Annotated in this window: 25 protein-coding genes; 8 read left to right on the forward strand and 17 right to left on the reverse strand. The window is 62.8% G+C overall.

All coding sequences use genetic code 11. From position 1 onward, the window contains the following. The first annotated feature begins 147 nt into the window (after positions 1–147). Positions 148–1449 carry a UDP-N-acetylglucosamine 1-carboxyvinyltransferase gene (locus WT26_RS27815; protein WP_059522103.1) on the forward strand — a complete coding sequence of 434 codons (1302 nt, stop codon included), beginning with the start codon at positions 148–150 and terminating at the stop codon, positions 1447–1449. Between the two features lie 242 nt (positions 1450–1691). After that, entirely contained in the window at positions 1692–1832 is a 141-nt protein-coding gene (locus WT26_RS37675; RefSeq protein ID WP_155123235.1) for a hypothetical protein, read from the forward strand. 94 nt (positions 1833–1926) lie between these two features. On the opposite strand, the gene WT26_RS36530 is transcribed toward WT26_RS37675, so the two are convergent. The 7 genes from WT26_RS36530 to WT26_RS37685 form a co-directional block, all read right to left on the reverse strand. Continuing rightward, a complete protein-coding gene (locus WT26_RS36530; protein ID WP_080485751.1) occupies positions 1927–2721 on the reverse strand; it encodes a class I SAM-dependent methyltransferase in 795 nt (264 codons plus the stop codon). 26 nt (positions 2722–2747) lie between these two features. Next, positions 2748–4034, reverse strand: a complete 1287-nt coding sequence (locus WT26_RS27820; protein WP_196774804.1) for an MFS transporter — start codon at positions 4032–4034, stop codon at positions 2748–2750. Positions 4035–4126: 92 nt separating this feature from the next. Then, a complete protein-coding gene (locus WT26_RS36535; protein ID WP_080485752.1) occupies positions 4127–5245 on the reverse strand; it encodes a ThiF family adenylyltransferase in 1119 nt (372 codons plus the stop codon). Positions 5246–5536: 291 nt separating this feature from the next. Continuing rightward, entirely contained in the window at positions 5537–6316 is a 780-nt protein-coding gene (locus WT26_RS37680; RefSeq protein WP_155123236.1) for a hypothetical protein, read from the reverse strand. Then, positions 6279–6863 (reverse strand): TfuA-like protein, encoded by a 585-nt coding sequence (locus tag WT26_RS36540; protein ID WP_231130482.1) that lies wholly within the window; start codon positions 6861–6863, stop codon positions 6279–6281. Before WT26_RS36540 ends, WT26_RS37680 begins: the two co-directional genes overlap by 38 nt. A gap of 97 nt (positions 6864–6960) precedes the next feature. Further along, positions 6961–8178, reverse strand: coding sequence for a YcaO-like family protein (locus WT26_RS36545; RefSeq protein ID WP_335622464.1), 1218 nt, complete (start codon positions 8176–8178; stop codon positions 6961–6963). Between the two features lie 86 nt (positions 8179–8264). Then, positions 8265–8414: a hypothetical protein gene (locus tag WT26_RS37685; protein ID WP_155123237.1), complete on the reverse strand. Its 150-nt coding sequence runs from the start codon at positions 8412–8414 to the stop codon at positions 8265–8267. A 329-nt stretch (positions 8415–8743) separates the two neighbouring features. Between WT26_RS37685 and WT26_RS37690 the strand changes: the two genes are divergently transcribed. Both WT26_RS37690 and WT26_RS27835 read left to right on the forward strand, forming a co-directional pair. Next, positions 8744–8899 carry a hypothetical protein gene (locus WT26_RS37690; RefSeq protein WP_155123238.1) on the forward strand — a complete coding sequence of 52 codons (156 nt, stop codon included), beginning with the start codon at positions 8744–8746 and terminating at the stop codon, positions 8897–8899. 86 nt (positions 8900–8985) lie between these two features. Then, entirely contained in the window at positions 8986–9756 is a 771-nt protein-coding gene (locus tag WT26_RS27835) for an IclR family transcriptional regulator domain-containing protein (RefSeq protein ID WP_069274429.1), read from the forward strand. A 12-nt stretch (positions 9757–9768) separates the two neighbouring features. On the opposite strand, the gene WT26_RS27840 is transcribed toward WT26_RS27835, so the two are convergent. Next, a complete protein-coding gene (locus WT26_RS27840; protein ID WP_069275166.1) occupies positions 9769–12075 on the reverse strand; it encodes an ATP-dependent DNA helicase in 2307 nt (768 codons plus the stop codon). Next, positions 12072–13811 carry a VRR-NUC domain-containing protein gene (locus WT26_RS27845; RefSeq protein ID WP_069274430.1) on the reverse strand — a complete coding sequence of 580 codons (1740 nt, stop codon included), beginning with the start codon at positions 13809–13811 and terminating at the stop codon, positions 12072–12074. The genes WT26_RS27840 and WT26_RS27845 overlap by 4 nt, the downstream gene beginning before the upstream one ends. Before the next feature lie 208 nt (positions 13812–14019). Here WT26_RS27845 and WT26_RS27850 point away from each other — a divergent pair, with 208 nt between their 5' ends. Next, positions 14020–14382, forward strand: a complete 363-nt coding sequence (locus WT26_RS27850; RefSeq protein WP_059490449.1) for a DUF3175 domain-containing protein — start codon at positions 14020–14022, stop codon at positions 14380–14382. Positions 14383–14448: 66 nt separating this feature from the next. Here the strand turns inward: WT26_RS27850 and WT26_RS27855 are convergent, their stop codons facing one another. Continuing rightward, positions 14449–15327: a MipA/OmpV family protein gene (locus WT26_RS27855; RefSeq protein ID WP_069274431.1), complete on the reverse strand. Its 879-nt coding sequence runs from the start codon at positions 15325–15327 to the stop codon at positions 14449–14451. A 304-nt stretch (positions 15328–15631) separates the two neighbouring features. Here WT26_RS27855 and WT26_RS27860 point away from each other — a divergent pair, with 304 nt between their 5' ends. Beyond that, positions 15632–15883: a hypothetical protein gene (locus WT26_RS27860; protein ID WP_042587861.1), complete on the forward strand. Its 252-nt coding sequence runs from the start codon at positions 15632–15634 to the stop codon at positions 15881–15883. Between the two features lie 87 nt (positions 15884–15970). On the opposite strand, the gene WT26_RS27865 is transcribed toward WT26_RS27860, so the two are convergent. The 4 genes from WT26_RS27865 to WT26_RS37695 all read right to left on the reverse strand — a co-directional run bounded on the left by WT26_RS27865 (position 15971) and on the right by WT26_RS37695 (position 20767). Next, positions 15971–17581, reverse strand: coding sequence for a S10 family peptidase (locus WT26_RS27865; protein ID WP_069274432.1), 1611 nt, complete (start codon positions 17579–17581; stop codon positions 15971–15973). Positions 17582–18134: 553 nt separating this feature from the next. After that, positions 18135–19934: a methyl-accepting chemotaxis protein gene (locus tag WT26_RS27870; RefSeq protein WP_069274433.1), complete on the reverse strand. Its 1800-nt coding sequence runs from the start codon at positions 19932–19934 to the stop codon at positions 18135–18137. Between the two features lie 373 nt (positions 19935–20307). Beyond that, positions 20308–20562 (reverse strand): DUF3562 domain-containing protein, encoded by a 255-nt coding sequence (locus tag WT26_RS27875; protein ID WP_042587858.1) that lies wholly within the window; start codon positions 20560–20562, stop codon positions 20308–20310. Positions 20563–20611: 49 nt separating this feature from the next. Continuing rightward, positions 20612–20767: a hypothetical protein gene (locus WT26_RS37695; RefSeq protein ID WP_155123239.1), complete on the reverse strand. Its 156-nt coding sequence runs from the start codon at positions 20765–20767 to the stop codon at positions 20612–20614. 356 nt (positions 20768–21123) lie between these two features. On the opposite strand from WT26_RS37695, the gene WT26_RS37700 reads away from it, so the two are divergent. Then, the gene (locus WT26_RS37700) at positions 21124–21534 is read left to right on the forward strand and encodes a hypothetical protein (RefSeq protein WP_063801306.1); all 411 of its coding nucleotides are present in this window, start codon (positions 21124–21126) and stop codon (positions 21532–21534) included. 287 nt (positions 21535–21821) lie between these two features. Here WT26_RS37700 and WT26_RS27885 read toward each other — a convergent pair whose 3' ends face one another. The 3 genes from WT26_RS27885 to WT26_RS27895 form a co-directional block, all read right to left on the reverse strand. Next, entirely contained in the window at positions 21822–22472 is a 651-nt protein-coding gene (locus WT26_RS27885; RefSeq protein WP_069274434.1) for a BON domain-containing protein, read from the reverse strand. A gap of 32 nt (positions 22473–22504) precedes the next feature. After that, the gene (locus WT26_RS27890; protein WP_069275167.1) at positions 22505–23440 is read right to left on the reverse strand and encodes a universal stress protein; all 936 of its coding nucleotides are present in this window, start codon (positions 23438–23440) and stop codon (positions 22505–22507) included. 202 nt (positions 23441–23642) lie between these two features. Beyond that, positions 23643–25025, reverse strand: coding sequence for an amino acid permease (locus WT26_RS27895; RefSeq protein WP_069275168.1), 1383 nt, complete (start codon positions 25023–25025; stop codon positions 23643–23645). Here WT26_RS27895 and WT26_RS37705 point away from each other — a divergent pair. Further along, on the forward strand, positions 24999–25352 hold the full coding sequence (locus WT26_RS37705; protein WP_155774701.1) for a hypothetical protein: 354 nt from the start codon (positions 24999–25001) through the stop codon (positions 25350–25352). The two genes, WT26_RS27895 and WT26_RS37705, sit on opposite strands and share 27 nt — an antisense overlap. Positions 25353–25509 lie beyond the last annotated feature (157 nt).

Genomic DNA, 25509 nt, shown 5'->3' on the forward strand with positions numbered 1-25509 from the left:
CGTCGGGCACGTGCAAGCTGCGCCGCGCAGCGTCAGACGCTGTCAAGCGCTGCCCTGATTTCCCCTTTTCCCGCTTGCACTTTCCACCGGCATCCCGAGCGATGGCATCATATGGGCCTACGTCAGTCACCGATACGCCCCCATATCATGTCGAATCTCATCGTCCACGGCGGCACTCCGCTGCGCGGGGACATCAAGCCGTCCGCGAACAAGAACGCCGTCCTGCCGATTCTGTGCGCCACCCTGTTGACCGACCAGCCGTTGCGCCTCATCGGCGTGCCGGACATCACCGACGTGCGCAAGATCCTCGACATCTTCCGCACGCTCGGCAGCGACGTGTCGGTCGACTTCACGACGGGCCTGCTCGAACTCCACCATCGCAACACGAAATTCGATCCGGCCGTCCACCGGCTGCCGGAAGCGATGCGCTCGTCGATCATGCTGATCCCGCCGCTGCTCGCGCGCTTCGGCGTCGCGCGCCTCGAGAACGACGTGAAGGGCTGCACGCTCGGCGTGCGCGAGATCGATCCGCACGTCGAGGTGTTCGAGCGCTTCGGCGCGCACATCGAGCGCACGCCCGATTCGCTGATCGTCCGCACCGACGGCCCGCTGACGGCCAACGATCACTGGCTCGACTACGCATCGGTGACGACCACCGAAAACTTCGCGCTGTGCGCGACGAGCGCGAACGGCACGTCGACGCTGATGAACGCCGCGTCCGAGCCGCACGTGCAGGAGTTCTGCCAGTTCCTCGCGATGATCGGCGTCGCGATCGAGGGGATCGGCACGTCGCGGCTCTGCGTGACGGGCGGCCGCAAGCTCGGCGGCGGCGAGTTCCGCTTCGCCGAGGATTTCCACGAAATCGCGACGTTCCTCGCGCTCGGCGCGATCACGGGCGGCGACATCACGGTACGCAACTCGTCGCCCGAACACTTCCCGCTGATCGACCGCACGTTCGCGAAATTCGGCGTCAACGTCACGCACCGCGACGGCTGGTCGCGCGCGGAACGCGACGGTCCGCTGCGCGTGCGCCGGCCGTTTACGCAGAACATCCTCACCAAGGTCGAAGCCGCGCCGTGGCCGTACCTGCCGGTCGACCTGCTGCCGATCTTCATCGCGCTCGGCGTGCGCGCGGAAGGCAGCGCGATGTTCTGGAACAAGGTCTACGACGGTGCGCTCGGCTGGTCCGGCGAACTGTCGAAGTTCGGCGCGCACGTGCTGCTGTCCGATCCGCACCGGCTGATCACGTTCGGCGGGCTGCAACTGACGCCGGCCCGCGTCGAGAGCCCGTACATCATCCGCGTCGCGATCGCGCTGCTGATGGTGGCCGCGAGCATCGAAGGCCGCTCGGAAATCATGAACGCGCTGCCGATCCGCCGCGCGCATCCGCATTTCGTCGAGAACCTGCGCTCGGTCGGCGCGAACGTCGAATGGACGAGCAGCGAATAACGCCGCTCCCGAAGCCCCTTACGCCGTGCCTTCTGCCGCATCGCTGCCCGGCCGCGCCCATGCGTGGCCGGGCATGCGCCGCATGCGTCCACATCATCGCGACGCAAAATACGCGGCGAAAATCTCCATTCCAAACTTGTCCTATTGCGCGAGCGCGCCCCGAACCCTAGCCTGCCCTTCTTTCGGCTTGCACGGAATTGATCGGTCGAAACACGACGATTCAACCCGTACGTTCACGACGCATGAAGACAAAATGCGACCTGATGCAGATGCTCGATGTCTGGCTCAATGCGTGGCGCAATGGCGAAGTCGATCAACTGAACTTCGTCGAAAGCCCGCACTTCTTCATCAAGATCAAGGCCGCGTATCCCGGTAATCCGTGAAGAACCAGAAAAAAGCTCCCGCGAAGCGTCTTCGTCTTTCATGATCATGGCTAGCAGAATTTGCGAATCTCAACAACAGCGGTGCTTTACCAAATTATGATTGCTTGACGGCAACCGACAATCCACGCTGAATGATTTTTCGCATACTACCTATGTGTCTCGCATCTGCGAGAAATATTTGCAAAAGATGTGAGCCAACCTCACTTTCGATTTCAGCCTTTCGATTGGCCAGCTCAATATAAAACCTAACTTGTCGCGCTAGACCAGGGTCTGTGTCTTCTATGCTGATAACCTCTAGTCCCTCTCTTTCAAGCGCGACATAGAGCGGATCACCTTTTTTAAGATCAGATAGCGGCGCAAGCCGTAGCCAATTGGTGAAGATCAACGTCCCTCCCGGTTTTAGGACTCGCGCTATTTCGCGCGAGGACGCATGAAACGGTCGAGCGTGCTGAATCGAGTCGAGAGCTATAACGACCGAGAACGCGCCATCCTCAAAAGGTAAGGCCAAGAATGAACCATTGACAAAGCTCGTATTTTTGAATCCAAGCAGGTTTGATCGATCACACGCTGACCGCACCGCAACCTCGGAAATGTCCAGCCCTACAGCATGATCCGCATATTTTGAAAAAATACGAGTGAATCCGCCTGCACCGCAGCCTATATCCAGCACGGCTGATTCCTCGCGAAATGCGGTGTATATCACTTCGTTGCACTTTTGAATGTCCGACCGCCGAACGTACGAAAGTTGCTCTTCAACATCACAATATTCGTCACCAAAGGTTACTTTGAGGGCCGTAAAGAAAGACTTGCTGTTACAAAGATGCAGATATGCCGTATCGTAGAGCTCGCCTAACGGCTGATGGACTATGTCATCGGTCAAATTTTTCACCTTTGAGCCCTAGCAGGCTAATCGCGTTATCGAAACGCATCTGGGTACACGGAACCATAGCTCTCGCGAAGCTCCGTGTCCGGTTTGCTCAAGAAGTACCGAACCGGAGTGACGAGCGGGATCGCCAGCGCCGAAGCTGCCGTCATTGCGATCAATCCGGCCAGAGTCGCCTTGAAACCGATGGCGACAACGAGGCCGCCGGCAACCAGACTGCCCACCGGATTGATTGCCATCGAAAGAAATGAGACTGCGGACATCATTTGATTAAGATGCGACGCTGGCGTAGCCAAGGCTCGGACAGACGATGTGTTTATGTTAATCAACATAAGCCCGAGACCACCGAGAAAAAATGCCACCAGCAAAACATAAAGATAATTCGAGAAATAGACCGCCCCCATATTACAGGCGAGCAGGCCGAATCCCAGAGCCACGGAGCGATCTCGTCCGATCAGGGTATTGCTATGCTTTACCAGCCACGCGCTTCCACAAAAAATTCCGACCGCGAATATCGCCTCAAGGACACCGAGAATTGAAGCGGATAGATGAGCCTCATGTTGGATATAGTAAGGCATCAACATCGAAAAAAATGGATAAAGCGAGAAATTGATTCCCATGGCGAGTACAGCCAGGTAGAATTCTACCTTTACGATGAACAGCATTCGCAACCCGGAAAATGGGTTTGGTCGTCCGCGCGTCGAGTATGCGTTGCTTGCGTTTGGCGTCGAAAATGTCTTAGCTAACACGAACCCAATCAATATCGAGCCCACGCCCATGCCTATTAAATCCACTAGCAACGTAATCGCTTCTCCAGAGCCTGTGATAAGGAATCCGGCCAAAGGAGGGCCTGCCAGTAATGCAAGAGAGTACAACATACCCTTGGTGCCGAAGGCCGCCGACACTTTATCGGCCACAACCAATGTGGGAATGATACTTGATTGAAGGGGATCTCGAATTCCCGTTGCTACGGCTATCACAGCCATCATAAGAGCAACAACGACGGGATAAAAAACGCCTAGAAAAGCCAAACCAGCGAGGACGGCGCATGCGATCGCGGATACTAGATTACAAGCAATGATAAGCACTGCCTTGTTATATCGATCTCCCACAAAGCCAAGGAATAGTCTCGTGACTAGCTCTGCACACGCAGCGAAAGCTAACATCGAAGCAAAGATCGCCGTCGACTTTGTCACACGAAGGGACCACCACGCCACTGCCAGCTGTGTGCATCGATCACCTAAATTAATAAACAAAAAGCCGGTCTGAAAAAAACAAAGATTCCAATTACCGCGCAAGTCGTTTAGATTGGCGAACAATTTCATATCGATGAATGAGCATGATTGCAAAAACAAAACGTGGATGCAATGGATTTCAGAAAATTTATGATTTCCAAGATTCGCCTATTTTATTAAACAGTTGCATCGCCAGCTTCTTGAGAGAATTTGTTCATCCCACCTTCCAGGCTGAAAACTGCCACTTCAGGAAGGCCACTTTGCACAAGTCTCGCAGCTGTCTGGCTCCGGATACCGGATTGGCAGTAAAACACGATCTTGGATGCTCCTTCCAAAAGACCAAGCTTGAAAGGTAGTTCACTAAGCGGAATGTGAATGGCTCCGTCGATCACTCGCTGCCGCTCGTGGGCGTTTCGGACGTCCACCGTCAGCATCGACTGGTCGTCGTGTCTCCATCCGAGATACGTTCCCCGTGAGACCTGGTCAATACGATCTCCAGGCGCGGCGCAGGTTGCCGGATCTTCAATTTCGACGACGGCGGCGTCCGAAGGGACTCCCACATAGAGCGGATTGTCTGCGCGCCGTGATAGATCGAATCTTCTAAAATCCATTGTCAAAGCATCCACACAGAGTAGCTTTCCGGCAAGGCAGTCACCAACGTCAAGAATTAATTTCAATACTTCGGTAGCCTGCAGACATCCCATAATTCCCGGCAGTACCCCAAGCACGCCAGCTTCTTGGCAGTTCGGTGCAAGGTGCGCCGGAGGAGGAGATGGAAAGAGGTCGCGATAATTCGGCGTCCTCTCCTTCTCCCTTGTTACGTTGAAGACCGCTAACTGTCCCTCGAACTGACTGATTGACGCGTAGACAAGTGGCTTTCCAAGCTTGTAGCAAGCGTCGTTGGCAAGGTATTTTGCTGCAAAATTGTCTGTACCATCCACGACAATGTCGTATTCCGAAAGCAGCGGCAGGATGTTGCTCGCCGATACACGGACTGTATGCCGAAGCACAATCAGGTCTGGAGCCATCGCTTGTAATCGACGCGCGGCCACGTCGACCTTCTTGTAGCCCACGTCACTTGCCGCATACAGGACTTGCCTATGCAGGTTGCTTTCGTCCACGACATCATCGTCGACGATACCTATCGTACCAACACCGGCGGCGGCGAGATAAGTCAGCACGGGACAGCCCAACCCTCCTGCGCCAATGACGACCACCCGAGCCGCTTGTATCTTAGCTTGACCAACGTCGCCGACTTCAGAGAGGAGTATCTGCCTGCTAAATCGTTTCGACATTTCAATTAGCCTCCGGCAACAGCACTAATAATAGCGACCTCTGCATCGCTAGCGATGGAAAGAGTGCTCATGTCTTCCGACGACACGCGACGCCCCGATACGAAAATGCCGATAAAAGGCTGGATCTCTCCGTTCGGCAACGCGACGGGACCAACCAGGCCTGGGTAAAGCGCGAATATCTCGTCGAGTATGGTTCGAAACGCGGTAGTTTTGGTCTCATGCTTTGCGTTACCTGCAGTGAACTGGCGCAACTGGCGAGGAAAAATGACCGTAGGCATTTTGATCAACAAATCAAATAGGCTGCGTAGCAAATAGGCGCGACGTGTATGCTGCGAGACGTTCCGTTACCGCGCGCCCCATCGACGACGTATGATGCGAATGAAAGACGGTGTCAATACACCCATCTAAATATGACCTGAGATAGCTAATGCGTGCAGAAATTCGAGCATGCTGAGCGCAATTGGGATTTGATACGTAAAAATCCAACACTGCCGCCGCAAAGAGCGCCGCGAGAACTACGCCGCGTATGTCTTTGTTTGGAGTGCCAGAGGGCAAAACATAGTTTTCCGGACAACCGTCATGCTGATAATCGAAAATCTCAAGGATAAAGCCGCTCCATACATGAGACAGCTCGTGAACGATAGTCTCTGGGAGGAGAAACTCGTCGCTCAGTGCTCGAGTTCCCAAGAACACCTGTTGAGGAATCAGGGGGTTAGTCAAGCTGACTTGATCAGTGTCGAGTCTCCGAAATATTAGCGGAATCTCGAATAACGATTTCCAATCGGGTCGTTGCTTGACGATTCGACCAACAATCTCCTGCACTGTAGCCGAATCCATTTGTGTGAGTTCACTCGATAACGGATAAATTACCGACCCACGCCCCTTCTCTCTGTATAGTTCTGCAGACAAATGTGGATCGAGATACGCTTGAGGCGGGTGCCGAGCATCGTCTATATCCCGCCGCAGCATTGCCACGAAGGTCAGCAATTTACGCGCAGAAAATTCTCTATCTATAAATGGCAGGCCGCCGATTTCAGATAGCAATTTGTCGCTCGAAATTGTTTGATTCATCTTTTTCCATCCATGGCTTTTCCGATATAAATTGCATTAAATCATGCGCCTTAAATCTAAAATGATCGAAATTTACCATTTGCCGCAAAGCATCTGCCGAATTCGCCAAATGCCGCTCAAGAAGTCGCTCCATCAATTCAATCGTCCGATATCCGTACCATCTCGATTTGAGACTTTGCAGAATTACATCATGCTCTTGAAAATTTGCGATACCTTGCTCAACCAAACTGGAGAGAAAAACCCTGAAATGCACCAAAGGCTCAGAAAGTGCCTCATACGGCGCATCCGAATTATGAACAAGGGTAACTTCATCGTCGGAAAAGTCTTCATCATCCACAAACATTTTGTATACCTTTCCATAGCCACGCATCCCGAATTCTGCCATCTCGGCAGCACGAATGGCGCCCATCGATGAAAGACCCCAAATCCTCCAGCCTTTCTGAAGTGCTTCATCTATCTCGGAATGCCCAACAGCAGGATAGGAATGAAAAATTCCATCAACAATAGCGACATTCGTCGGCGCGTATGTTGAGACAAGTTCTGCCAAATCACCTCGTCTTATCGGACCGCGCCATTGAACAGACGAATCATTCGCCATCGATCTTGATGTGGCTCGAGTCGGGCCGGTAAAAACAATGCACTCGTTAAAGGTGTTTTTGAGCATACGAGGCGAGGCGAGGTCCTAGGCGCTTCAAGTTCGGATCGAATGATTCGAGCCCTGGAGCGAGGATGCGAACCACTTGAAGTTGGTCGGACGGATTGGTAAAAGTGACTCGGAATATCGCTCGAACATCAACCCTCTCTAGGGCTGATAGCGCGTGCGTCCACGCGTCGTCGAGCGTGCGTGGAGTTGACGGCTCAAAGATTTCGGAATAGTTGATTGCTGCCGCAGATGAAAAGGCTTTTGTTCGCAGTTCGTTGATGGCCTTAATCTCTGCATCACGACCAACCTTATCGAAATACTGCACCCGTCGAATAATGTCATCGCGACCTCCATGAATGTGGCTTAGGCGACTTTGGGCGGCTTCACAGATGGCTCGAACTAATGCAATGGATTTTGAACAGTGAAACCCCGTACCGGTAGCAATCGATACAGGCATTTCAGGCACCTGCTCAGTCAAAAATGCCTGAAAATATGGCAATCTGAATTCATTTTGAGTATACCGAACCACAAGTTGCAATCCGGCCCCATGAATCAAACAGACGAGTTTTTCGACGCCTTCCGGCACATTATCGAGATTGACCAGCGCAGACTGGTCGTGCAAAAAATCAAAGGATTGAACGTCCCGTTCCATAAGCTCATATAGCCCATGGACGCTTGCCTCAAGCACACTATTACCGGAGGAAAGTCCATTCGAGCTTTCTCCGAAGGGCTTTTGACCATCGTTCCTCGAGTCCGGAATGAAAACGAGCTCGGATGGAATTCTCACCAAATGGTCATCTAAAACGCTATGAGCATCAACCGCGTACATCAATCCGTCCGGATCGAGCGGATGTCCGTAGCGCGGGCAAAGCGAGGCGAAGGTGACTCCGGAGGGAAAAGTGCCTGCCATTTCACGTGGAGTACTGGGGACCGCCTGGAGTTCAGTACGCCCATATTCCGCGTACGCGAACTCGATCGCCTCCATGTAGGCACCGATTTTTGCTTCGTCGGGATGGCACCCCTTTCCCGCATTTACACACAGGGACCCGCTTAGCGCTTTCGGCCGTATGCTTGCAAAGACAGGAATGCCGACTCGGTCAAGCCAAGTCGTATCCGTAACTCGAGTAATACCCAGTCGCTTTGCCAGAGGTTTTACAAGCTCCAGCGTCTCATGTGCCGATCTCGCTCGAAGGCTTGAGCTCATCGTGTGCATAACCATACGAAACCTGGAAAGTGAGACATTTTGGGGAAACACCGGGGGCCACGGCCCTCAGTGTCTCTCAATACAACAAAGCCGAACCCGACTTAGAAGTCCGGATTTTCGTCCGTGCCGTTATTGATATTGTTTGCTTGATGGGCGACGCTGGCTGCGTGCATGACACTGTCATCGTTCAGCACTTTGTCGAATTTTGCAAGCGTTTCTGCGTCGAGTTCAATGACGAACTTGTCTTCCATTTTTCACTCCATGAGTACTTAATCTTTAAGGGAATGCGTGCACGCTTGAAAACAGTATCCATCAGACGTTTGATCGTCAACTAAAAAATTATTCTAGATTATGTCGGGCATTTTCTGGCAGGCTTGGTAGCGCGGCGGAATTACGGCACGCGAACCCTGATAAGCCTCACCAGACAGTTTCTCAGATAACACAAAAAGACCAGACGACAACCATATGATTATATTGAATATTATTATGAGGTGAACCGATAACCCTTGTCGCACGTGGATCGCTCTAACCCAGGCATGACGTACGAAGATGAAATCTGGCTTGTCGTAGAACTTGACGAATGGGCAACCCCGTGTCGGGGATCAGCGCGATGCGCAAGCACGGCAGGCTATGCGCCCTGCACGCGTTCCTGGAGCTGTGGCTCGTCTGCGACGCCCGCTGGCAGATCGCGGCGTTCTGCTTCGAACACGAAGAGATCGACGACGCCAACGCCTGACTGACAGAAGCGGCCATCCCTGCCCGATATGCGCGATAATCGCCCATACCCGCGGGCTCACCGCCCCACCCGACGTTTCCGCATCCATGAACAAGGCCGACCTCGACAAGCGCGACTGGATTGCCGGCCTCGAAAAAGGCCTGGCGATCCTCGAGGCGTTCGACAGCCAGCACGCACGCATGACGCCCACCCAGGCCGCCGCGCGTACCGGCCTCACGCGCACGGCCGCGCGACGCTACCTGCTGACGCTCGAATCGCTCGGCTACGTGTACACCGACGGCAAGCTGTACGGCCTCACGCCGCGCGTGCTGCGGGTCGGCTGGTCGTACTTCGATTCGGCGCGCCTGCCGCGCACGGTCCAGCCCTATCTGCAGCAACTGAGCGCGTCGCTGAACGAATCGGCGTATGTGAGCGTGCTCGACGGCTGGGAACTCGTGTTCATCGCGCGCAACGGCGTGTCGCGCGTGATGACGACCGGCTTCGTGCTCGGCGCGCGCGTGCCGGCCCCGCTCACGTCGCCGGGCGTCGTGCTGCTCGCCCACCATCCGGATCGCGACGCCGTGCGCGCATGGCTCGACGACACCGAACTGCCGCCGTTCACGCCGCACACGGTCACCAACAAGGCGCGCCTGCTCGAACAGGTCGACCAGGCTCGCGAGGCCGGCTTCGCGGCGATCGAACAGCAACTGCAGGTCGGCGTGCGCGGCATCGCGGTGCCCCTGAAGAACCGTCACGGCGAAGTGGTCGCGGCGCTGAGCACGAACATGCCGATCGGCGCGGAGACGACCGACGCGGCCGTGCGGCGCGTCCTGCCGCACCTGCAGGAAGCCGCGCTCGCAATGCTCAACGTCCTCTGAGCCGAGCGCGGCTCAACCGATCCGCCACCACCGCGGCAGCAGATCGCGCACTTCACGCCGCCGATAACGGTCGTCGATCAGATGCACGACGCCTTCGTCGTGCTCGGTGCGGATCACGCGCCCGGCCGCCTGCACGACCTTCTGCAAGCCCGGATACAGGTACATGTAGTCGTAGCCGTTGCCGAAGCGCGCGTCCATCGCGCGCCGCATCTGCTCGTTGACGTCGTTGACCTGCGGCAGCCCGAGCGTCGCGATGAACGCGCCGATCAGCCGCTCCCCGACCAGATCCACGCCTTCCGAGAACGCCCCGCCCAGCACCGCGAAGCCGACGCCGCGCCCGCCCGCGTCGAAGCGCGCGAGAAACGCGTCGCGCTCGCCTTCGGTCATGCCGGGCGCCTGCGCCCAGACGGGCACGTCCGGGTGCCGCGCCTGCATCAGCGCGACCACGCGCCCCAGATAGTCGAAGCTGCTCAGGAAACCGAGGTAGTTGCCGGGCCGCGTCGCGTATTGCGCGGCGATCAGGTCCACGATCGGTTCGAGCGACCGGTCGCGGTCGCGCCAGCGCGTCGACACGTGACTCGCGACGCGCACCGTCAGCTGCTCGGCGCGGAACGGGCCGTCGACGTCGAGCCAGCCCGTGTCGCCGGGCAACCCGAGCGTGTCGCGATAAAAGTGGAACGGGCGCAGCGTCCCGGAAAACAGCACGGTCGCGCGGGCGGCCGAGAAGCGCGGCGCGAGAAAGCCGGCCGGAATCACGTTGCGCACACAGAGCGTCGACTGGACGCGGCGCCGGCGGCCGGCCGACGCAACGCCGTCGAGCGCCGGCTGGCGCGGCATCGGTTCGCCGTGCAGCGTCGCGTCGAAGATCGACGCGCTGTCGAACGCTTCGGCAAGCACGCCGAACTGGATCGCCTCGAAATGGAACCGCAGCAGCGCGTCGCCGTTCGCGCGAGGCGCGTCGGCCAGGTGCTCGCCGACCGTCGCGACGAGGTTCTGCAACGCCGACACGAGCGGACCGGGGATGTCGGGGTACGCCGCGTAGCGCGTCTGCTGCGCGCGATTCAGCGCGCCCCACGCGCGGGCGAGCCGGTCGAAGGCCTTGCGCAGCGCGGCGGGCGCGGCCTCGCGCGCGGCCGCGAATGCGAACGGATCGAGCGATGCGCTGTACATCTTGCGCGCACGATCGAGCAGGTTGTGCGCTTCGTCGACGAGCACGCCGACGCGCCACTGGTTCTGCTGCGCGAGCGTGTGCAGCATTGCGCTGCCGTCGTAGTAGTAGTTGTAGTCGCCGATCACCAGGTCGGACCAGCGCGCGAGCTCCTGCGACAGGTAATACGGGCAGACGTCGTGCGCGAGCGCCGCCGCGCGCACCGTGTCGCGGTCGAGCAGCCCGGCGGCCTCGATCGCCGCGTCGCGCGCGGCCGGCAGCCGGTCGTAGAAACCTTTCGCGAGCGGGCACGACTCGCCGTGGCATGCTCGGTCGGGATGCTCGCACGCCTTGTCGCGCGCGACGAGTTCCAGCACGCGCAACGGCAGCGCGGGCGTGCCGGCGCCGAGCGTCGCCGCCGCTTCGAGCGCGAGCGCGCGGCCGGGCGTTTTCGCGGTCAGGAAGTACACGTGGTCGAGCTCGCCCTCGCCGCAGGCCTTCAGCAGCGGAAACACGGTGCCGAGCGTCTTGCCGATGCCGGTCGGCGCCTGCGCCATCAGGCAGCGATCGTCGCGGGCCGCGCGATAGACGGCCACTGCCAGCTCGCGCTGGCCGCTGCGGAACTGCCCGTGCGGAAACGCGAGCGCGCGCAGCGCCGCGTCACGCGCCGCGCGGTGCGCCGTTTCGCGTTCGGCCCAGCCGACGAAGCAGGCGCACTGCTCGGCGAAGAACGCCGCGAGGTCTGCCGCCCCCCCCAGCGTTTGCGTCAGCACCGTCTCGCGTTCGGACACGATGTCGAAATAGACGAGCGCGACGTCGATCTCCGGGAGGCCGCGCGCGTCGCACATCAGGTGCGCGTAGACCTTCGCCTGCGCCCAGTGCAGTGCGCGGTGGTTGGCCGGCATCGCGTCGAGGCTGCCGCGGAAGGTCTTGATTTCCTCGAGGCGGTTCGCCACCGGATCGTAGCCGTCCGCGCGGCCGCGCACGGTGAGCGTGCCCCACGTGCCCGTCAGCGCGATCTCGGTTTCGTAGCGTGCGCCGCGGTTCGACGTGACGGCGCCGTGGCCGGCGATGCCTTCGAGCGCGGTGGGCGCGGGCGTGAAGCGCAGGTCGAGATCGCCGCGCCGCGCGGTGAACTCGCACATCGCCCGCACCGCGACGACGTAGCTCATGCGCAGTGCCCCGAGGCGGCGGCGGGCACGACGACGTCGCCCGCCCATTCGACGTCGATCACGCGCACCGGCATGCCGTGCGCGACGCAGTACGCGAGCCAGCGCGTCTGGTTGTCCTGCAGGCGGTCGCCGGGGCCTTTCACCTCGACGAGTTCGTAGCGGCGCTCGCCGGGCCAGAAGCGGACGAGATCGGGCAGCCCCGAACGGTTGCTGCGGATATCCGCGAGCAGGCGCGTGAACCACAGCCGCAGATGCGCAGGCGGCAGGCACGCCAGCGCCTCGTCGAGCAGTGCGTCGCTCAGCACGCCCCAGAACACGAACGGGGATTGCAGCCCCGCCTTCGTCGCGAAATGCCGGCGGATCGTGTCGCGATAGGCGCCCGAATCAAGTTGCGCGAAGCACGCGGCGAACGCGTCCGCACGGCGCGCGGCGAAATCGGGCGCGTGCAGGTCGGCCGGGCCGCGCTGGAACGGATGGAAGAACGCGCCGGGTACCGCGGCGAACACGGGTTCCCAGCACAGCAGCCCGAACAGCGAATTGATCAGCGTGTTTTCGACGTAATGGACCGGCGAAGCCGGTTGCGCGAGATGGTCGCGCACCGCGAATTCGACACTGACGAACGCATCGGGGCGCGCGAGCACGAGCGTTTCGCGCGGCACGTCCGCCGCCGGGGCCGCGCGTTCGACGCGCCGGCCGAGCCGGCGCTGCAGGCGCGGCAGCATGCGCTCGACACGCTGGCGCTCCTCGTCGCTCTCGAAACCGCCGCGCGCCTCGAGCGCCAGCGCGAGCGCATCGTCGTCACGCCCGCAGCGCTCGAGCACGCGGATGCGTCGATGGCGGCTGCCGGGCCAGGCGCTGCGCGCATACGCGTCGAGCGCGAGCGGCCATGCGCCACGGCGTTCGCCGGCCTGGCCCACCGCGAACAGCAGTTTCGCGCGACGCGTCGCGAGCCAGGGCTGCGCGCAGGCGACCGTGCCGATTGCGTCGACGAGGGCTTCGAGCGGCGCATCGTCGGGCCATGCATCGAGTGCATCGCGGCACGTCTGCAGCGCGAGATACGCGTCGACGTCGCCGCGCTGCTGGAACGCGCGCGACGACGGTGCGATCGCCACGCTTTCGTACTGGAACACGCCGAGATCGGCGAGCACGAATTCGCTCCAGTCCTGGTGGAGATTGCCGAAGAACATCAGGCGCAGCCGGTCGCACAGCGCGCCGACCGTCACGCGCAGCACGCGGTCGTCGCGCGGCGGTTGGCCGGCCCCCGGATGGCCGGCCCCCGGTTGGCCGGCCCCAGAAAACCACACGTCGAACGGCTGGGCCATGTCGTGCGCGGGCCGCAGCCGTTCGAGCCATTCGGGCTTGCGCTCGCCCGCATGCGCGGCGAGTGCCGGGAAGATACGCAGCAGATCGGCCTTGGTGCACAACGCAAAGATTTCATCGAGCGTCAGCGCGGGGGCCGGATCGACCCAGCCGAGTTCGACGAGCGGCGCGGCCGCGGCGAGCGCGCAGCCGATTTCGTCGTACACGAGCTTGCTCGCGCGGAAATCGGACCCGTTGCGCATCAGCATCCGGACGAGCAGCGCGCGCGACGCCTGCGGCAGCGACGGGAAGGCCTGCAGGAATGCCCGCTCACTGTCGTCGAACAGGTCGTCGTAACGCGCGCCGAGCCAGGCCAGCGCGCGTTCGAAATTGGTCAGGTAGTAAAACGCCGGGGGCGTCGGCGAAGCAGGCGTCACGGGAATCGATCACTGTACATTTGTACAGGTCGGTATCATATCAAATGTGAAACTGGCGGTGGGTGTGGCGCGGTTGCCTCGTCCGATCGCACGCGCGCACAATCGAAAGCATCACACCGCGCCACGGCCCACGGGCTTCGGCCAGCGCACCCAAGAAGCACGCGGATCGTCCGGCGCACATCGGCGCACCGCGCCGAAGGAGTTCGCCATGACTACCCGCCGCCCGCCTGTCAGTTCCCGTGAAGACGGCCGTTCCGCGACGCGGCGCCCTGCCCGCGACACTACCGCACCGTCAGCCGCGCAGCGTTGGTCGCAACGCGTGACCGAGCACAGCGACGCGCTCGACCTCGAACCGGGCACGTTCTCGCACGACGATCCCGACGAAGTCGCGCAGGCGCTGAAACGCGCGGCCGAACGCAGCACGCGCCGCAAGGGCACGCCGTACCAGTCCGCGATGTCGATGCTCAATTTCTATATCAACCGGGCCGGCGCGCATCTGCCGCAAGACCGCCGCGACACGCTCGAACGCGCGAAGCAGAAGCTGCGCGAAGCGTTCGGCCGCGGGTCGTGACACGCATCCCGCGCTTGCGCAGAGCACCGATCGCCTTCCGGCCCCCTTCCGCCCAAGCGGTCCGGTTCAGAACTGGTAATTCACCGACATGTCGAACACGCCGTTGGTCGACTGCTGCGTGATCGGGCTGCGCGCGGCGCGGCCGACGAGCTGCTCGATCGCGCCGTCGATCGTGACGAACCAGTGCTTGTTCACGAACCAGGCCATGGTCACACCCGCGCCCACCGACCGGATTCCCGCTCCCGACGAATAGCGCGGCAGCCCGGAACGCGCGGCGGCCCCCTGGTTCACGCCGAACCAGCTGTTCATGTAGCGCGAATCGGCGAACGAAACGGTCGGCCCCGCGAACCAGAAGAAATGCTCGTTGCTGCCCGGCAGCGGCATGTACGCGGAAAAATCGCCGACCCAGCCGTTCGAGCCGCCGATGCTGCGCCGGATGTCCGCGCGCAGCACGAGCGGAAACGCCTTCGAGATCACGTAATCGGCCGCCAGTTTCATCACCGGTGCCGCGTTGATGTTGTCGAAGCCGCGCAGGTGGTCGAGGTCGTCCGCGCTGCGGCGCCCGAGGTCGTAACCGACGGATAGGCTCACGCGCCAGTTCGGCCCGCGCAGCACGTTCGCGCCGAGCCCTTCGCCCGTCGACAGGAAGAACAGGTCGCGATAGCGGATGTCGAGGTTCGGGCCGCCCATCACGCGATAGCGGTCGGAGCCCGCATAACGCGGCTGCAGCGTCATCGCGGCGCCGACACTGACTTGCCAGTCCGGCGTGTTCGGCTCGAACAGCTTCATCAGCGGCACCCCCGCCGAGTATTGCCATTCGCCGAGCGGCGAAGGCGTCTGCGCGCGTGCGGCTTGCGGGCCGGTCGCCATGAGCACCGCGACCGTCGACACACCGGAAAGGAACCGGCGTGCGCCGGGCGACAGCAACTGGCGAGCGATGACCATAGGCGGTATCCGACGGCTGCATGAAAACCGGGGAACGCCGCGCACCGCTTGCCGTACCGGCAAGCCGCAGGCGGCATGCATGAAATGCAGTGTACGCTGAATTCATGAACTGCCGATGCGCTGCGTGCACTTCGACGCAGGTTTTTCCGCGCGGCTTTCATGCGCCGCAGCAGAGGTCCTCCCGGTAACGTAGACTTTGTGTGGAGGCCTTCGTCACGATCCGCGCGGCTGGACGCCGTCGCCGCGACGAAGGCTCGGCATGATGCCTGCGAACATTCGTCCATCGACCGAAGGAGGTTCGACCATGATCGTCCATCCCACCGGCAGCCGCAGCACCGTACTGACGGCCGCCGGCCTGTCCCGCCTGCTCGCGTCGCAGCGCAAGCCGCCCGCAGACAAGACGGAAGAACGCATCGACGAAGGGCTCGAAGAATCGTTTCCCGCCAGCGACCCGCCGGCGATCGGCGGCGCTTCCCGCATCGACCCGTCGAAGCCGTCCGGCGAACGTGAAAAGCGCCCGCCGCACACGCCTTCGAAACCGCACGATCAGGGCTGACGCGGCGATTGCACAGGCGCGGCACGCGCAAGCCGCCGCGGCGGACGCTGTGCGGTCCAGCGTCCGCGCGCGGCTTCCGTCAGAAGCTCAGTACGGCGTGCGGGTCGAACGCCTGCGATATCGCGCAACGCCCTCGATTGCCGCCCTCGCGGGCAGACCGGCTGCCCTTATTGTCGCGGCATGCGTTTCCGCCCCGCCATAGAACGACGCGAGATCTGCCTTCATCGCGGTTCTCGATTCATTGTCGAGGTAGATCATGTGACCCGACGGATAATTGCGGACCGTCAGGTTGCTGTCGATCTGCGCGCTGGCAAGCGGCATCTCCTGGAACGTGATCAAGGTCTGGAAGAACGGCGTCACCGAGTCGTAATAGCCGTTTGCCGAAAACACCCTCAGGTACGGATTGACGGACATCGCGGCAGCAAGGTCGCCCGCCGTGTAGAGACTTCCGCTCCCTCCTCTTTCGGCGCCGGTCGGGTCGATATGACTGAAATCCCAATGGGCGAACGCCTTGTCGTTCAGGTCCATGAAGGGCGCGACCGACGTGTATTGCAATTCGTCGTTGAGGTAGACGTTCCACATGGCGGTGTATACGCCGCTCACGGCAGCCATCGTCGGATCGTTGCCGCCCGAATCCGGCGCGACGAATTGGGCGATGCCGGTGTCGATCCCGGTGACGCGCCCGTCATAGGCGCCGACAGCCAAACCGGCGTCCAGCAACAGACTCGTCAGGAACGACGCGCCATTTCCCGTTGAAGGATTGAGCTGCCAGTACTTGAGGACCGTGGACGGAATGCCGAGAATCTCGCTCAGATGCCGCAGAACCCCGTCATCGATCTGGGGGTAGGCGGCCAATGCGTCCGCATACGGACCGCTCGCGAACGCAGACACCTTGTCCATGAATGCGGGCAGATCGGTCGGCTCCGGGGACACCGTGACTTTCTTGTGGTACCACGCGTCGGCCGCAAACGTCGGAAGGACGCCGACCGCGCTGCCCGCCTGCGAATAATCGAGAATCGACGACTGCAGCACGATTCCGTTCAAGTCCACGCCGTCCTCGTGCAGCATCCACGTGAGCACGCTGGTGCGCGGCGTTCCGTAGGATTCCCCGAACAGATACTTGGGAGAGTTCCAGCGGTTGAAGACCGTCAGGTAACGCTTGATGAATTGCTTGATGCAGCCTGCGTCCTGGTCCACGCCCCAGAAATCCTGGTTGGTGTGAGGCGCGACCGCGGTGGAGTAACCGGTGCCGGGCGGGTCGATGAACACGAGGTCGGTCTGGTCGAGCAAACTGTCCGCGTTGTCTTCCAGCGCATACGGAGACGGGGGCGTGAAGTTCGGCATGCTCGTCCTGATCCGCCTCGGGCCGAACGACCCCAGCAGCAGGAAAACCGATGATGATCCGGGGCCGCCGTTATAGAAGAACGTGACCGGGCGCGTGGATGGCGTCGATTCATCGGCGGTGAACGCGACATAGAACAGTTTTGCGCCCGGCCGTGAGCTGTACGGGTCGGTCGTGACCAGGTGGCCTGCTCGCGCCGTATAGTCGATCGACCTTCCGTTGAGGTTCAACGTGTGATGCGTAATCGCGGCAATTTCGGTGACGTCGCTGATTGAATCGTTCGGACCGTATCCGTATGGCGTTGTGTCGATGAGCGGTTGATCGGGTGCAGCATCATTGCTTGTAGTTGCATTCATCGCTGACCTCCTTTTTCAGTTTCAGCCGAACACGCCCGGCGGCCTCGACCTCGTGTTGTCGATGGTCTTGTGCGTCAACCGCAACGGGAAATGGTTTGTGCGAAATGAAGACGACTGGGAAGATTCGATGCATCGGGAACGCGCTGCGCGTCGTCGTCTGCGAAGATGGATAAGCCTCTGGAAGCCGTGTCCATGTGCCGCCTCATGCGATCGGGTGAACGTCGCTGCGACTGATGAATATCGCGAAGTATAGGAATTCGCCCGTTGTTTCCAAGGCGCTTTTTTATGATCCGCGAGTTCCGTCGAACAGACGGACAATGGGCTTCGAATCGATTGACATGAGTGAAACAGTGATCGCGTCAATTGCTGTTTCACGCACCGCTCAATGCCGGCGGTGCTTTATTCGCACTGGCCCATCAGCCGTGCAAAAGGATTGCGCCGCGTATTTCACCACGCTGAAATCGCGGGTGCGATCGGCGCGCTCAGGGGGCGCGCCGATCGCTCGCCCCCGGGCGCCGGCCGAGCGGCCGGCCCCGGTCCGACAGGCGCCGCGTCAGGAGACCTTGAACCGCCCGACCGTGGTCGCGAGCGCGTTCGCCTGCGACTGCAACGCGGTCGCAGCGGCGGTCGACTGTTCGACGAGCGCCGCGTTCTGCTGCACCATTTCGTCGAGCTGCGTAACGGCGCGATTCACTTCCTGGATGCCGCGCGTCTGCTCGTTCGCCGCGTGCGTGATCTCGGAGATGATCGTCGTCACGTTCGACACGTTGGAGACGATCTCGCGCATCGTATCGCCGGCCTGACGCACCTGCCCGGACCCGGCCGACACGCTCGCGACCGTCGATTCGACCAGCACCTTCACTTCGCGCGCGGCCTGCGCGCTGCGCTGCGCGAGGCTGCGCACTTCCTGTGCGACGACCGCGAAGCCGCGGCCCTGCTCGCCCGCGCGCGCCGCTTCGACGGCCGCGTTCAGCGCGAGGATGTTGGTCTGGAACGCGATCCCGTCGATCACGCCGATGATGTCGCCGATCCGGCCCGACGCTTCCTCGATCTTCTCCATCGTCGCGACGACGTCCGACACGACCACACCGCCGTGCGATGCGATCCGCGACGCGGCAGCCGCACGTTCGTCGGCCTGGCCGGCGGCCGCCGCCGACTGGCCGACGGTCGCGGTGATCTCTTCCATCGACGCGGCCGTTTCCTCGAGGCTCGCCGCCGCCGATTCCGTGCGCGACGACAGGTCCTGGTTGCCCGCCGCGATCTCGTTCGCGGCCGTGCGCACCGATTCGCTCGCATCGCGGATCTCGCGCATCACGTCGTTCAGCTTGTCGACGAAGCTGTTGAACGAGCGTGCGATGTCGGCCACTTCGTCACGGCCGTCGGCCGGCAGGCGCTGCGTCAGGTCGCCGGCGCCCGAGCCGATCGCGGCCATGGCCTGGCGCACTTGCGACAGGCGGCGGAACGCGGTCGCGGTGATCGCGCCGATGATCAGCGACGCGACGCCGACGATCACGAGCAGCGTGATCAGCGAAGCGGTCAGCAGCGAGCGCATCCCGGCCGTCGCCTCGTTTTTGTCGAGCAGCACCAGCGCGTACCAGTCGGTGCCCGGCACGGGGCGCGCGCGCACCAGCTTCGCGTCGCCGCCGACGCTCACCTCGACCGGCGCGGTCGCGTTCACGATCGACGCGGGCGCGATCGCGCCGAGTTCCGGCGACACGTCGGCGACCGGCTTCAGCGTGAGCTTCGGGTCCGGGTGCGCGACCACATGGCCGCTGCTGTCGATCAACATCCCGAAGCTCGCGGGCGTCGGGTGGATCGACTTCACGTTCGCGATCACGGTGTCCATCGCGACGTCCGCGGCGACGACGCCCTTCAGCGTACCGTCGCGCAGGATCGGCACCGCGAACGTGACGACGAGGTTGCCCGTACCGGCATCGACGTAAGGGGGCGTGACGACCGGCTTGCCGGCCTGCGCGGCCTGCTTGTACCACGGGCGGCCGGTCGGATCGTAGTCGGGCGGGATGCCGGTCGGGTCGGAGAAGTGGAACGCCTTGTCGGCGTAGCCTGCGTAGACGTTCGTGAAGCCGCCGGCCGAGGCCATCTGCTTGAACACCGGCAGCGGATCGGGCGTCAGCGCGGCATCCTGCAGCGACGCGATCATCCGGCTCCGGGTGGCGACCCAGTCGGCGATCCCGACCACGTGCCCGCTTGCGACGGAGGTCAGGTTGCGGTCGATCGCGTCGTCGTTGTACGAGCGCGCGATGAAGTAGTTGATGAGCGTGGTGGCGACGAGCGCGAATACGACGATGGCGACGCACGCGGCGAGGATGCGGGCGCGGATGGACGAGAACATGGCAACGACTCGGTAAGGGAGCGCGAACGCCCGGTGGACGAATTCACCGGGTAAACGGCGGCGTTCTCGATTACTTAAGGGTGGAATTCGTCAGACCATTCGTTGTTTGACGCGCGACGGCACGCGCCTTGCATGCAGGCGTCGAATCGATCAATTGGGGAAAAACCCGGTGCCCGGCGATTGCGGGCGGCATGGGTGCGCGGATACGGTCCCGGATTGGGGAAATCCGCGCGCACGCGCGCGCAGCGCGTGCGCGCATGGATCTGCCTGCCCTCGTGAAAAGGCGTGGCCGTATTGCGTCAGCGTATCGTCAGGCGGACGGCCGCGCGCGACTCGTCACGGCCGTTCGGTCAGCAATGCAGGCGGCCTCCCGTCATAGGCGACGGCTCGCCTGAACGTCCGGCTCCGCGGGCTGCCGCGCCGGCGGCCCGTCCGCCGCCTGCTCGTCGAGCTGCCGCATCCGCTCGCGCAGATGCCGGACCGCAAACACGTGGATGTAGTCGTGCACGCGTGCGTCGGAGGACAGTGCGCGCACCTCGTCGTCGATCATGGCGCGCAACTGGTCTGCATTGATCGACCGCTGCGCGGCAACTTCCGCTAGCGCTTCCAACAAAGTGTCCCGTGACATCGACGGACTCCTTACTGTCGAGGCAAATAAAGATGGATGTATTCCTAGCCTAAAGACTGAACAGCGACGTCGCGCGCGACGCGCGATCGTGCCCTTGCGCGGCATCAACAACCCTGAGCGACGCGGGCGGCGTCACGCGGGTGTCGAGCGCCGCGATCCGACGGCGGATCGCCTGCAACCTGGCCGGTGCGGGCTTGTGCCGCACGGATCGTCCGATGAGAAACCACGCTTCCCCGAAAGCGCGGCGCCGACGCGTGAGCCTGTCGTGGACAGGCATCGGCGGTCGGCGTAAAGACCAAGTTAGACCGGACTAAAAGGCGCGTCAAGGCGCTTGCGCCGTGAATCGCCCGCTTAAAACCGCGCGATCGCGCGCCGAACGCGACGCGCGCGTGTCAGGAAATTCCTATGGCGCGGCGGAATTCCTGACGCAGACTTCAGCGCGCCCTGATTGGAAGCGTTCTTCCGCCACACGATACTGATGCCATGGACACATCGTTCATGCAGGGCCATCGCGCAGCCGGCCGTCGAGCGGGCACGCGGGTCAGGCGGAGGAGACCACCCATGGCTTTCGGCAACTTTCCCAACGGCGACGGACAGCGGCGCGCGACGCGCGCGATCGCGGAACCCGCGCCGGCGCCCCGCGACGATCTCGATGCGCTGCTCGCGCTCGCCCGCCAGGCCGGGCTGCTCGTGACGCTCGACGGACAGATCGGCCGCGAGAAGTACCAGAGCATCGTCGGGTCGGTGGCCGCGTTGCAGCGGTTCGCGGCCGCGCTGCGCCAGCAGGCGGCCGTGGCTGCGCCCGCGCCGTCGCCGGTGCGGCGCGCGTCGCGCCGCGGGCACGTGCGCGTGAGCAGGACGCGCCGCTTTTCACCGTGCCGCGCCTGCCCCCTCGAGACGGCGCGCCACCGCGCGCATGCGCGACACGGCGGGCGCCAGCGGCGTAGCGCCCGTCCGGGCTGCGTGTCCTGACATCGCGCACGCCGCCGCTGCCGCGCTGACGAACCGGCCCGGCCGGTCCGGCGCGCGGCGCGGCATCATCGACGGCGGACGTCATGCCGACAGGCGTGCGCGCGGCCATGCGCACGCCGTGGCGGCGTTCGGCCGTCACCGGTTTACATACGAGGAAAAGCGTCGGCGCGGGGCCAGGAAAACGGGCGGGGTCAACCACCCCGCCCGTCCTCCAAGGCAGCCGACGGCTGCCTACCCTCGTGCCAGAGAGTTCGTGTCCGGTGCCGGCGGCATCCGCGTGCGCGCGCCTACTCGACCACCAGGTTGTCGATCACCACGCGCACGCCGGGCGCAGACCAGGCCGCACCGCGCGCGACTTCGCGCTCCGCATACGAGTCGACCTTGCCGTTGAGCGTGACCGTGCCGTCCTGCACGATCACGTCGATATGGTTCGCTTCGCGTTCCGCGTGCCGCTGCATCGCCTTGCGGATCGTCGCGCCAATGTCGCCGGCGACCACGTCGCCAGCCACCTCGATCGCATCGGATACGCCGACGATCCCGCGCATCTGCGACACCGCGCGCAACGCGCGCTGCCGCTGGTAGCCCCAGTCGACCTTGCCGCTCAGCGTGATCCAGCCTTTCTCGATCTGCACGTGGATCGCGTCGTCGCGCAGGCCGGCCGTCCAGTGCAGCACGGCGCGCACCGCTTTCGCGATGTCTTCGTCGGTATGGCGCTCGTCATGCGGCAAATGCACGGTCATGTCGACGACGACGGCCCTCACGCCCGCAACGCGATGCGCGGCGTGTTCCGCCGCGACCTTCTCCGCGACGCTCGACGGATGTCCCGACAGCGTGACGACCCGGTCTTCGACCTCGACGCCGATGCGGGTCGAATCGACCGCCGGATCCCACGCGAGCTCTTCCTCGACGTCCTGCTTCAGTTGCTTGTCGGTTTTCATCGCACGCTCCCGAATGGGCCCGTCCGGCGGCGTCAGTCCGTGCCGCGCACGAGCAGCACGGGCACCTGGGCGAGATGCGCCACGCGACGCGCGACGCTGCCGATCAGCAGCGCCGCCAGCCCGCGCCGGCCGTGCGTCCCCACCACCAGCAGTTCGGCACGCCAGTGCACGGCGTCGCGCATCAGCGCGTGCGCGACGTCATCGCTCGTTGCGTGCGTTTCGATGATGCCGCGCTTGGTCGGATTCGCGCATCCGTCGAACAGCGCCGCCACCCGCGCGAGCGCGCCCTCGCCTTCGGCGCGGTACGCGTCCTCGAGCGCGCGCACCGGCACGATATCCGTCAGACGAACCGCGCGATCGACGACGTACACCGCGTAGAGCAGCGTCGTCGGCGTCGCGAGCGCCATGCCGGCCTGCAACGCGTGCAGCGACGGCTCGCTGCCGTCGACCGCGAACATCAGCCGCTGCGGCGGGCCGTCCATCGGCCGCTCGTAGCTCGCCGGCACGATCAGCAGCGCGCAGCGCGCGCGCGTCGTCAGCGTGTCCGACATCGCGCCTTCGACGAGCCGCAGCAGCCCGTGATGCGCGCTCGCGCCGACCACGAGCGCATCGGCCTGCCACGCGACGGTGTCGCCGACGAGCGCGTTGGCGATCGTGCCGCCCGCGACCGACGTATCGACGATGGCCTGCTCGACGTCCGCGCCGCATCCGGCGAACAGCGGCGTAATGCGGTCGAGCACGGCCTGCGCATCGTGCGCCATTTCCTCGCGCGCGGACGTCAGCAGCGCATCGATGCGCGGGATGTCGGGCAGCAGCAGGCGGGGATTGTCGATCACGCTGACGACGCGCAGCTGCATGCCGGGACGCAGCAGCGTGCGCACGTACTGCGCGGCGCGAAGCGATTCGGGCGTCGGATCGACAGCCAGCACGAGTCGCGAGAGCGGCGGGACGGATGAGTCAGGCTGCATGGCGAAGGCCTCCGTGCGTGCGCGCCGTCCTTGGCGGGACGGCGCCGGGGCTTCGCGCGGCGGATCGGGCCGCTGACGCACGATCGCAGGCATCGGCGGGCTGCCACGCGAAGCGCGGACAATCGATGCGTTCAGCATAGGACGTCCGGCCCGCGCGTGCATGATGAAAATCAAGCGGCAGGCCGGACGAGAGGCGCGCGGCCTACGATTCCGTCGAGACCGACGCCACCGGGCGGTTCGCGTAGAACAGCGCATACGCGACGCCGAGCAGCACGATCCACACCGGGCCGATCACGAGCGCGACGCGCGTGTCGGGCGTGAACGCCATCAGCACGACGACCAGCACCAGAAAACCGAGGGCGACGAACGAACCGAGCGGATAGAACGGCACGCGGATCGGCAGGCGCGCGATCCTGTCGGCCGACAGCGTGCGGCGAAAGCGCATCTGTGCGATCAGGATCACGCACCACGTCCAGATCGCGCCGAACGTCGACACCGACGTGAGCCACGTGAACACGTGCTGCGGCGCGAGATAGTTGAGCAGCACGCCGATCAGCAGCAGCGCGACCGATACGATCACGCCGTACACCGGCACGCCGTTGCGGTTGACCTTGCCGAGCTTGCTCGGCGCCTGGCCCTGCTGCGCGAGGTTGTAGAGCATCCGCGCGGTGCTGAACAGCCCGCTGTTGCACGACGACAGCGCCGCGGTTAAGACGACGAAGTTGATGATGCCGGCGGCAGCCGGGATGCCGAGCCGCGAGAACGTCATCACGAACGGGCTGCCCTGCGTGCCGATCTGGTCCCACGGATAGAGCGACATGATCACGAACAGCGCGCCGATGTAGAAAATCAGCACGCGCCAGAACACCGAGTTCACGGCCTTCGTCAGCGACTTCTCCGGGTTGCGCGCCTCGCCGGCCGTGAGACCGAGCATCTCGACGCCGAGATACGCGAACATCACGATCGGCAGCGCGGCGATCACGCCGTTGATGCCGTTCGGCATGAAGCCGCCGTGCGCCCACAGGTTCGACAGGCCGATCGCGACACCGCCGTTGCCGATCCCGAACGCGATCATCAACCCGCCGCCGATGATCATCAGCACGATCGTGACGATCTTGATCAGCGCGAACCAGAACTCGAATTCACCGTACAGCTTGACCGCGATGAAGTTCACCGAGCCCATCGCCATGAGCGCCGCGAGCGCCCAGATCCAGTTCGGCACGGAGGGGAACCACATGTGCATGTAGACGCCGACCGCCGTGATTTCGGCCATGCAGGTGACGATCCACACGAACCAGTAGGTCCAGCCGGTCAGGTAGCCGGCGAGCGGCCCGAGGTAGTCGCGCGCGTAGCGGCTGAATGCGCCGGCGACGGGATTGGCGATCGCCATCTCGCCGAGTGCGCGCATGATCAGGAAAATCGCGATGCCGCCCAGCAGGTAGGTCAGCAGGATGGCCGGGCCCGCGACGCGGATCGCGGTGGCCGAGCCGAGGAACAGGCCGACGCCGATCGTCGCGCCGAGCGCCATCAGGTTGATGTGCCGCTCTTCCAGCCCGCGGTGCAACTGGTCTTCTGGTTGTTTCAAGTCCGTCTCCTGGCAGCCGTGGGCGACCGCCGTCACTGTGTCGATATCAGCGCACGGCTTGCCGGTGCTGCTCAGACCGCCGAAAACGAAATGATTCCCGCCGCTTATTTCCGGATTGGAAATGAAACGGATATTGAGCGAAACCGTTCGGAATCGCCGCGGATTAACCGTATTTTCCGGAACAATCCGGAAAGCGGCGCGTGCCGGTTCGGGAACACGCCGACACGCCGGACGCGGCGTGTCAAAGCGCGCCGTGCCTGGCATCGCGTTCAACGGGAATTCAATCGAATTCGGCGCGGCATGCCGCGCCTCCTGTGTGCGCCTTGATGCGCCTGCAATATGCAGGCGGGATTATATGAATGATCAGACGATTCGCGCCAGTCGATTTTGCGTGGCAAGCGCCGACGCCGCTCGTGAACGCTGCCGGTGCTTTCCGTCACCGCACACGCTCATGTTTTTTTAAGATCTATTGTTCGGCACCGCC

Origin of the sequence: Burkholderia cepacia, from assembly GCF_001718835.1 — a bacterium.
GTDB lineage: Bacteria > Pseudomonadota > Gammaproteobacteria > Burkholderiales > Burkholderiaceae > Burkholderia > Burkholderia cepacia_F.

Excerpts from the sequence above, each read along its gene's own strand:
- WT26_RS27815 (WP_059522103.1), top strand. The coding sequence starts at position 148 with ATGTCGAATCTCATCGTCCACGGCGGCACTCCGCTGCGCGGGGACATC.
- WT26_RS37675 (WP_155123235.1), top strand. The coding sequence starts at position 1,692 with ATGAAGACAAAATGCGACCTGATGCAGATGCTCGATGTCTGGCTCAAT.
- WT26_RS36535 (WP_080485752.1), bottom strand. The coding sequence starts at position 5,245 with ATGTCGAAACGATTTAGCAGGCAGATACTCCTCTCTGAAGTCGGCGAC.
- WT26_RS37680 (WP_155123236.1), bottom strand. The coding sequence starts at position 6,316 with ATGAATCAAACAATTTCGAGCGACAAATTGCTATCTGAAATCGGCGGC.
- WT26_RS36545 (WP_335622464.1), bottom strand. The coding sequence starts at position 8,178 with ATGGTTATGCACACGATGAGCTCAAGCCTTCGAGCGAGATCGGCACAT.
- WT26_RS37685 (WP_155123237.1), bottom strand. The coding sequence starts at position 8,414 with ATGGAAGACAAGTTCGTCATTGAACTCGACGCAGAAACGCTTGCAAAA.
- WT26_RS37690 (WP_155123238.1), top strand. The coding sequence starts at position 8,744 with ATGGGCAACCCCGTGTCGGGGATCAGCGCGATGCGCAAGCACGGCAGG.
- WT26_RS27835 (WP_069274429.1), top strand. The coding sequence starts at position 8,986 with ATGAACAAGGCCGACCTCGACAAGCGCGACTGGATTGCCGGCCTCGAA.
- WT26_RS27840 (WP_069275166.1), bottom strand. The coding sequence starts at position 12,075 with ATGAGCTACGTCGTCGCGGTGCGGGCGATGTGCGAGTTCACCGCGCGG.
- WT26_RS27850 (WP_059490449.1), top strand. The coding sequence starts at position 14,020 with ATGACTACCCGCCGCCCGCCTGTCAGTTCCCGTGAAGACGGCCGTTCC.
- WT26_RS27855 (WP_069274431.1), bottom strand. The coding sequence starts at position 15,327 with ATGGTCATCGCTCGCCAGTTGCTGTCGCCCGGCGCACGCCGGTTCCTT.
- WT26_RS27860 (WP_042587861.1), top strand. The coding sequence starts at position 15,632 with ATGATCGTCCATCCCACCGGCAGCCGCAGCACCGTACTGACGGCCGCC.
- WT26_RS27865 (WP_069274432.1), bottom strand. The coding sequence starts at position 17,581 with ATGAATGCAACTACAAGCAATGATGCTGCACCCGATCAACCGCTCATC.
- WT26_RS27870 (WP_069274433.1), bottom strand. The coding sequence starts at position 19,934 with ATGTTCTCGTCCATCCGCGCCCGCATCCTCGCCGCGTGCGTCGCCATC.
- WT26_RS27875 (WP_042587858.1), bottom strand. The coding sequence starts at position 20,562 with ATGTCACGGGACACTTTGTTGGAAGCGCTAGCGGAAGTTGCCGCGCAG.
- WT26_RS37700 (WP_063801306.1), top strand. The coding sequence starts at position 21,124 with ATGGCTTTCGGCAACTTTCCCAACGGCGACGGACAGCGGCGCGCGACG.
- WT26_RS27885 (WP_069274434.1), bottom strand. The coding sequence starts at position 22,472 with ATGAAAACCGACAAGCAACTGAAGCAGGACGTCGAGGAAGAGCTCGCG.
- WT26_RS27890 (WP_069275167.1), bottom strand. The coding sequence starts at position 23,440 with ATGCAGCCTGACTCATCCGTCCCGCCGCTCTCGCGACTCGTGCTGGCT.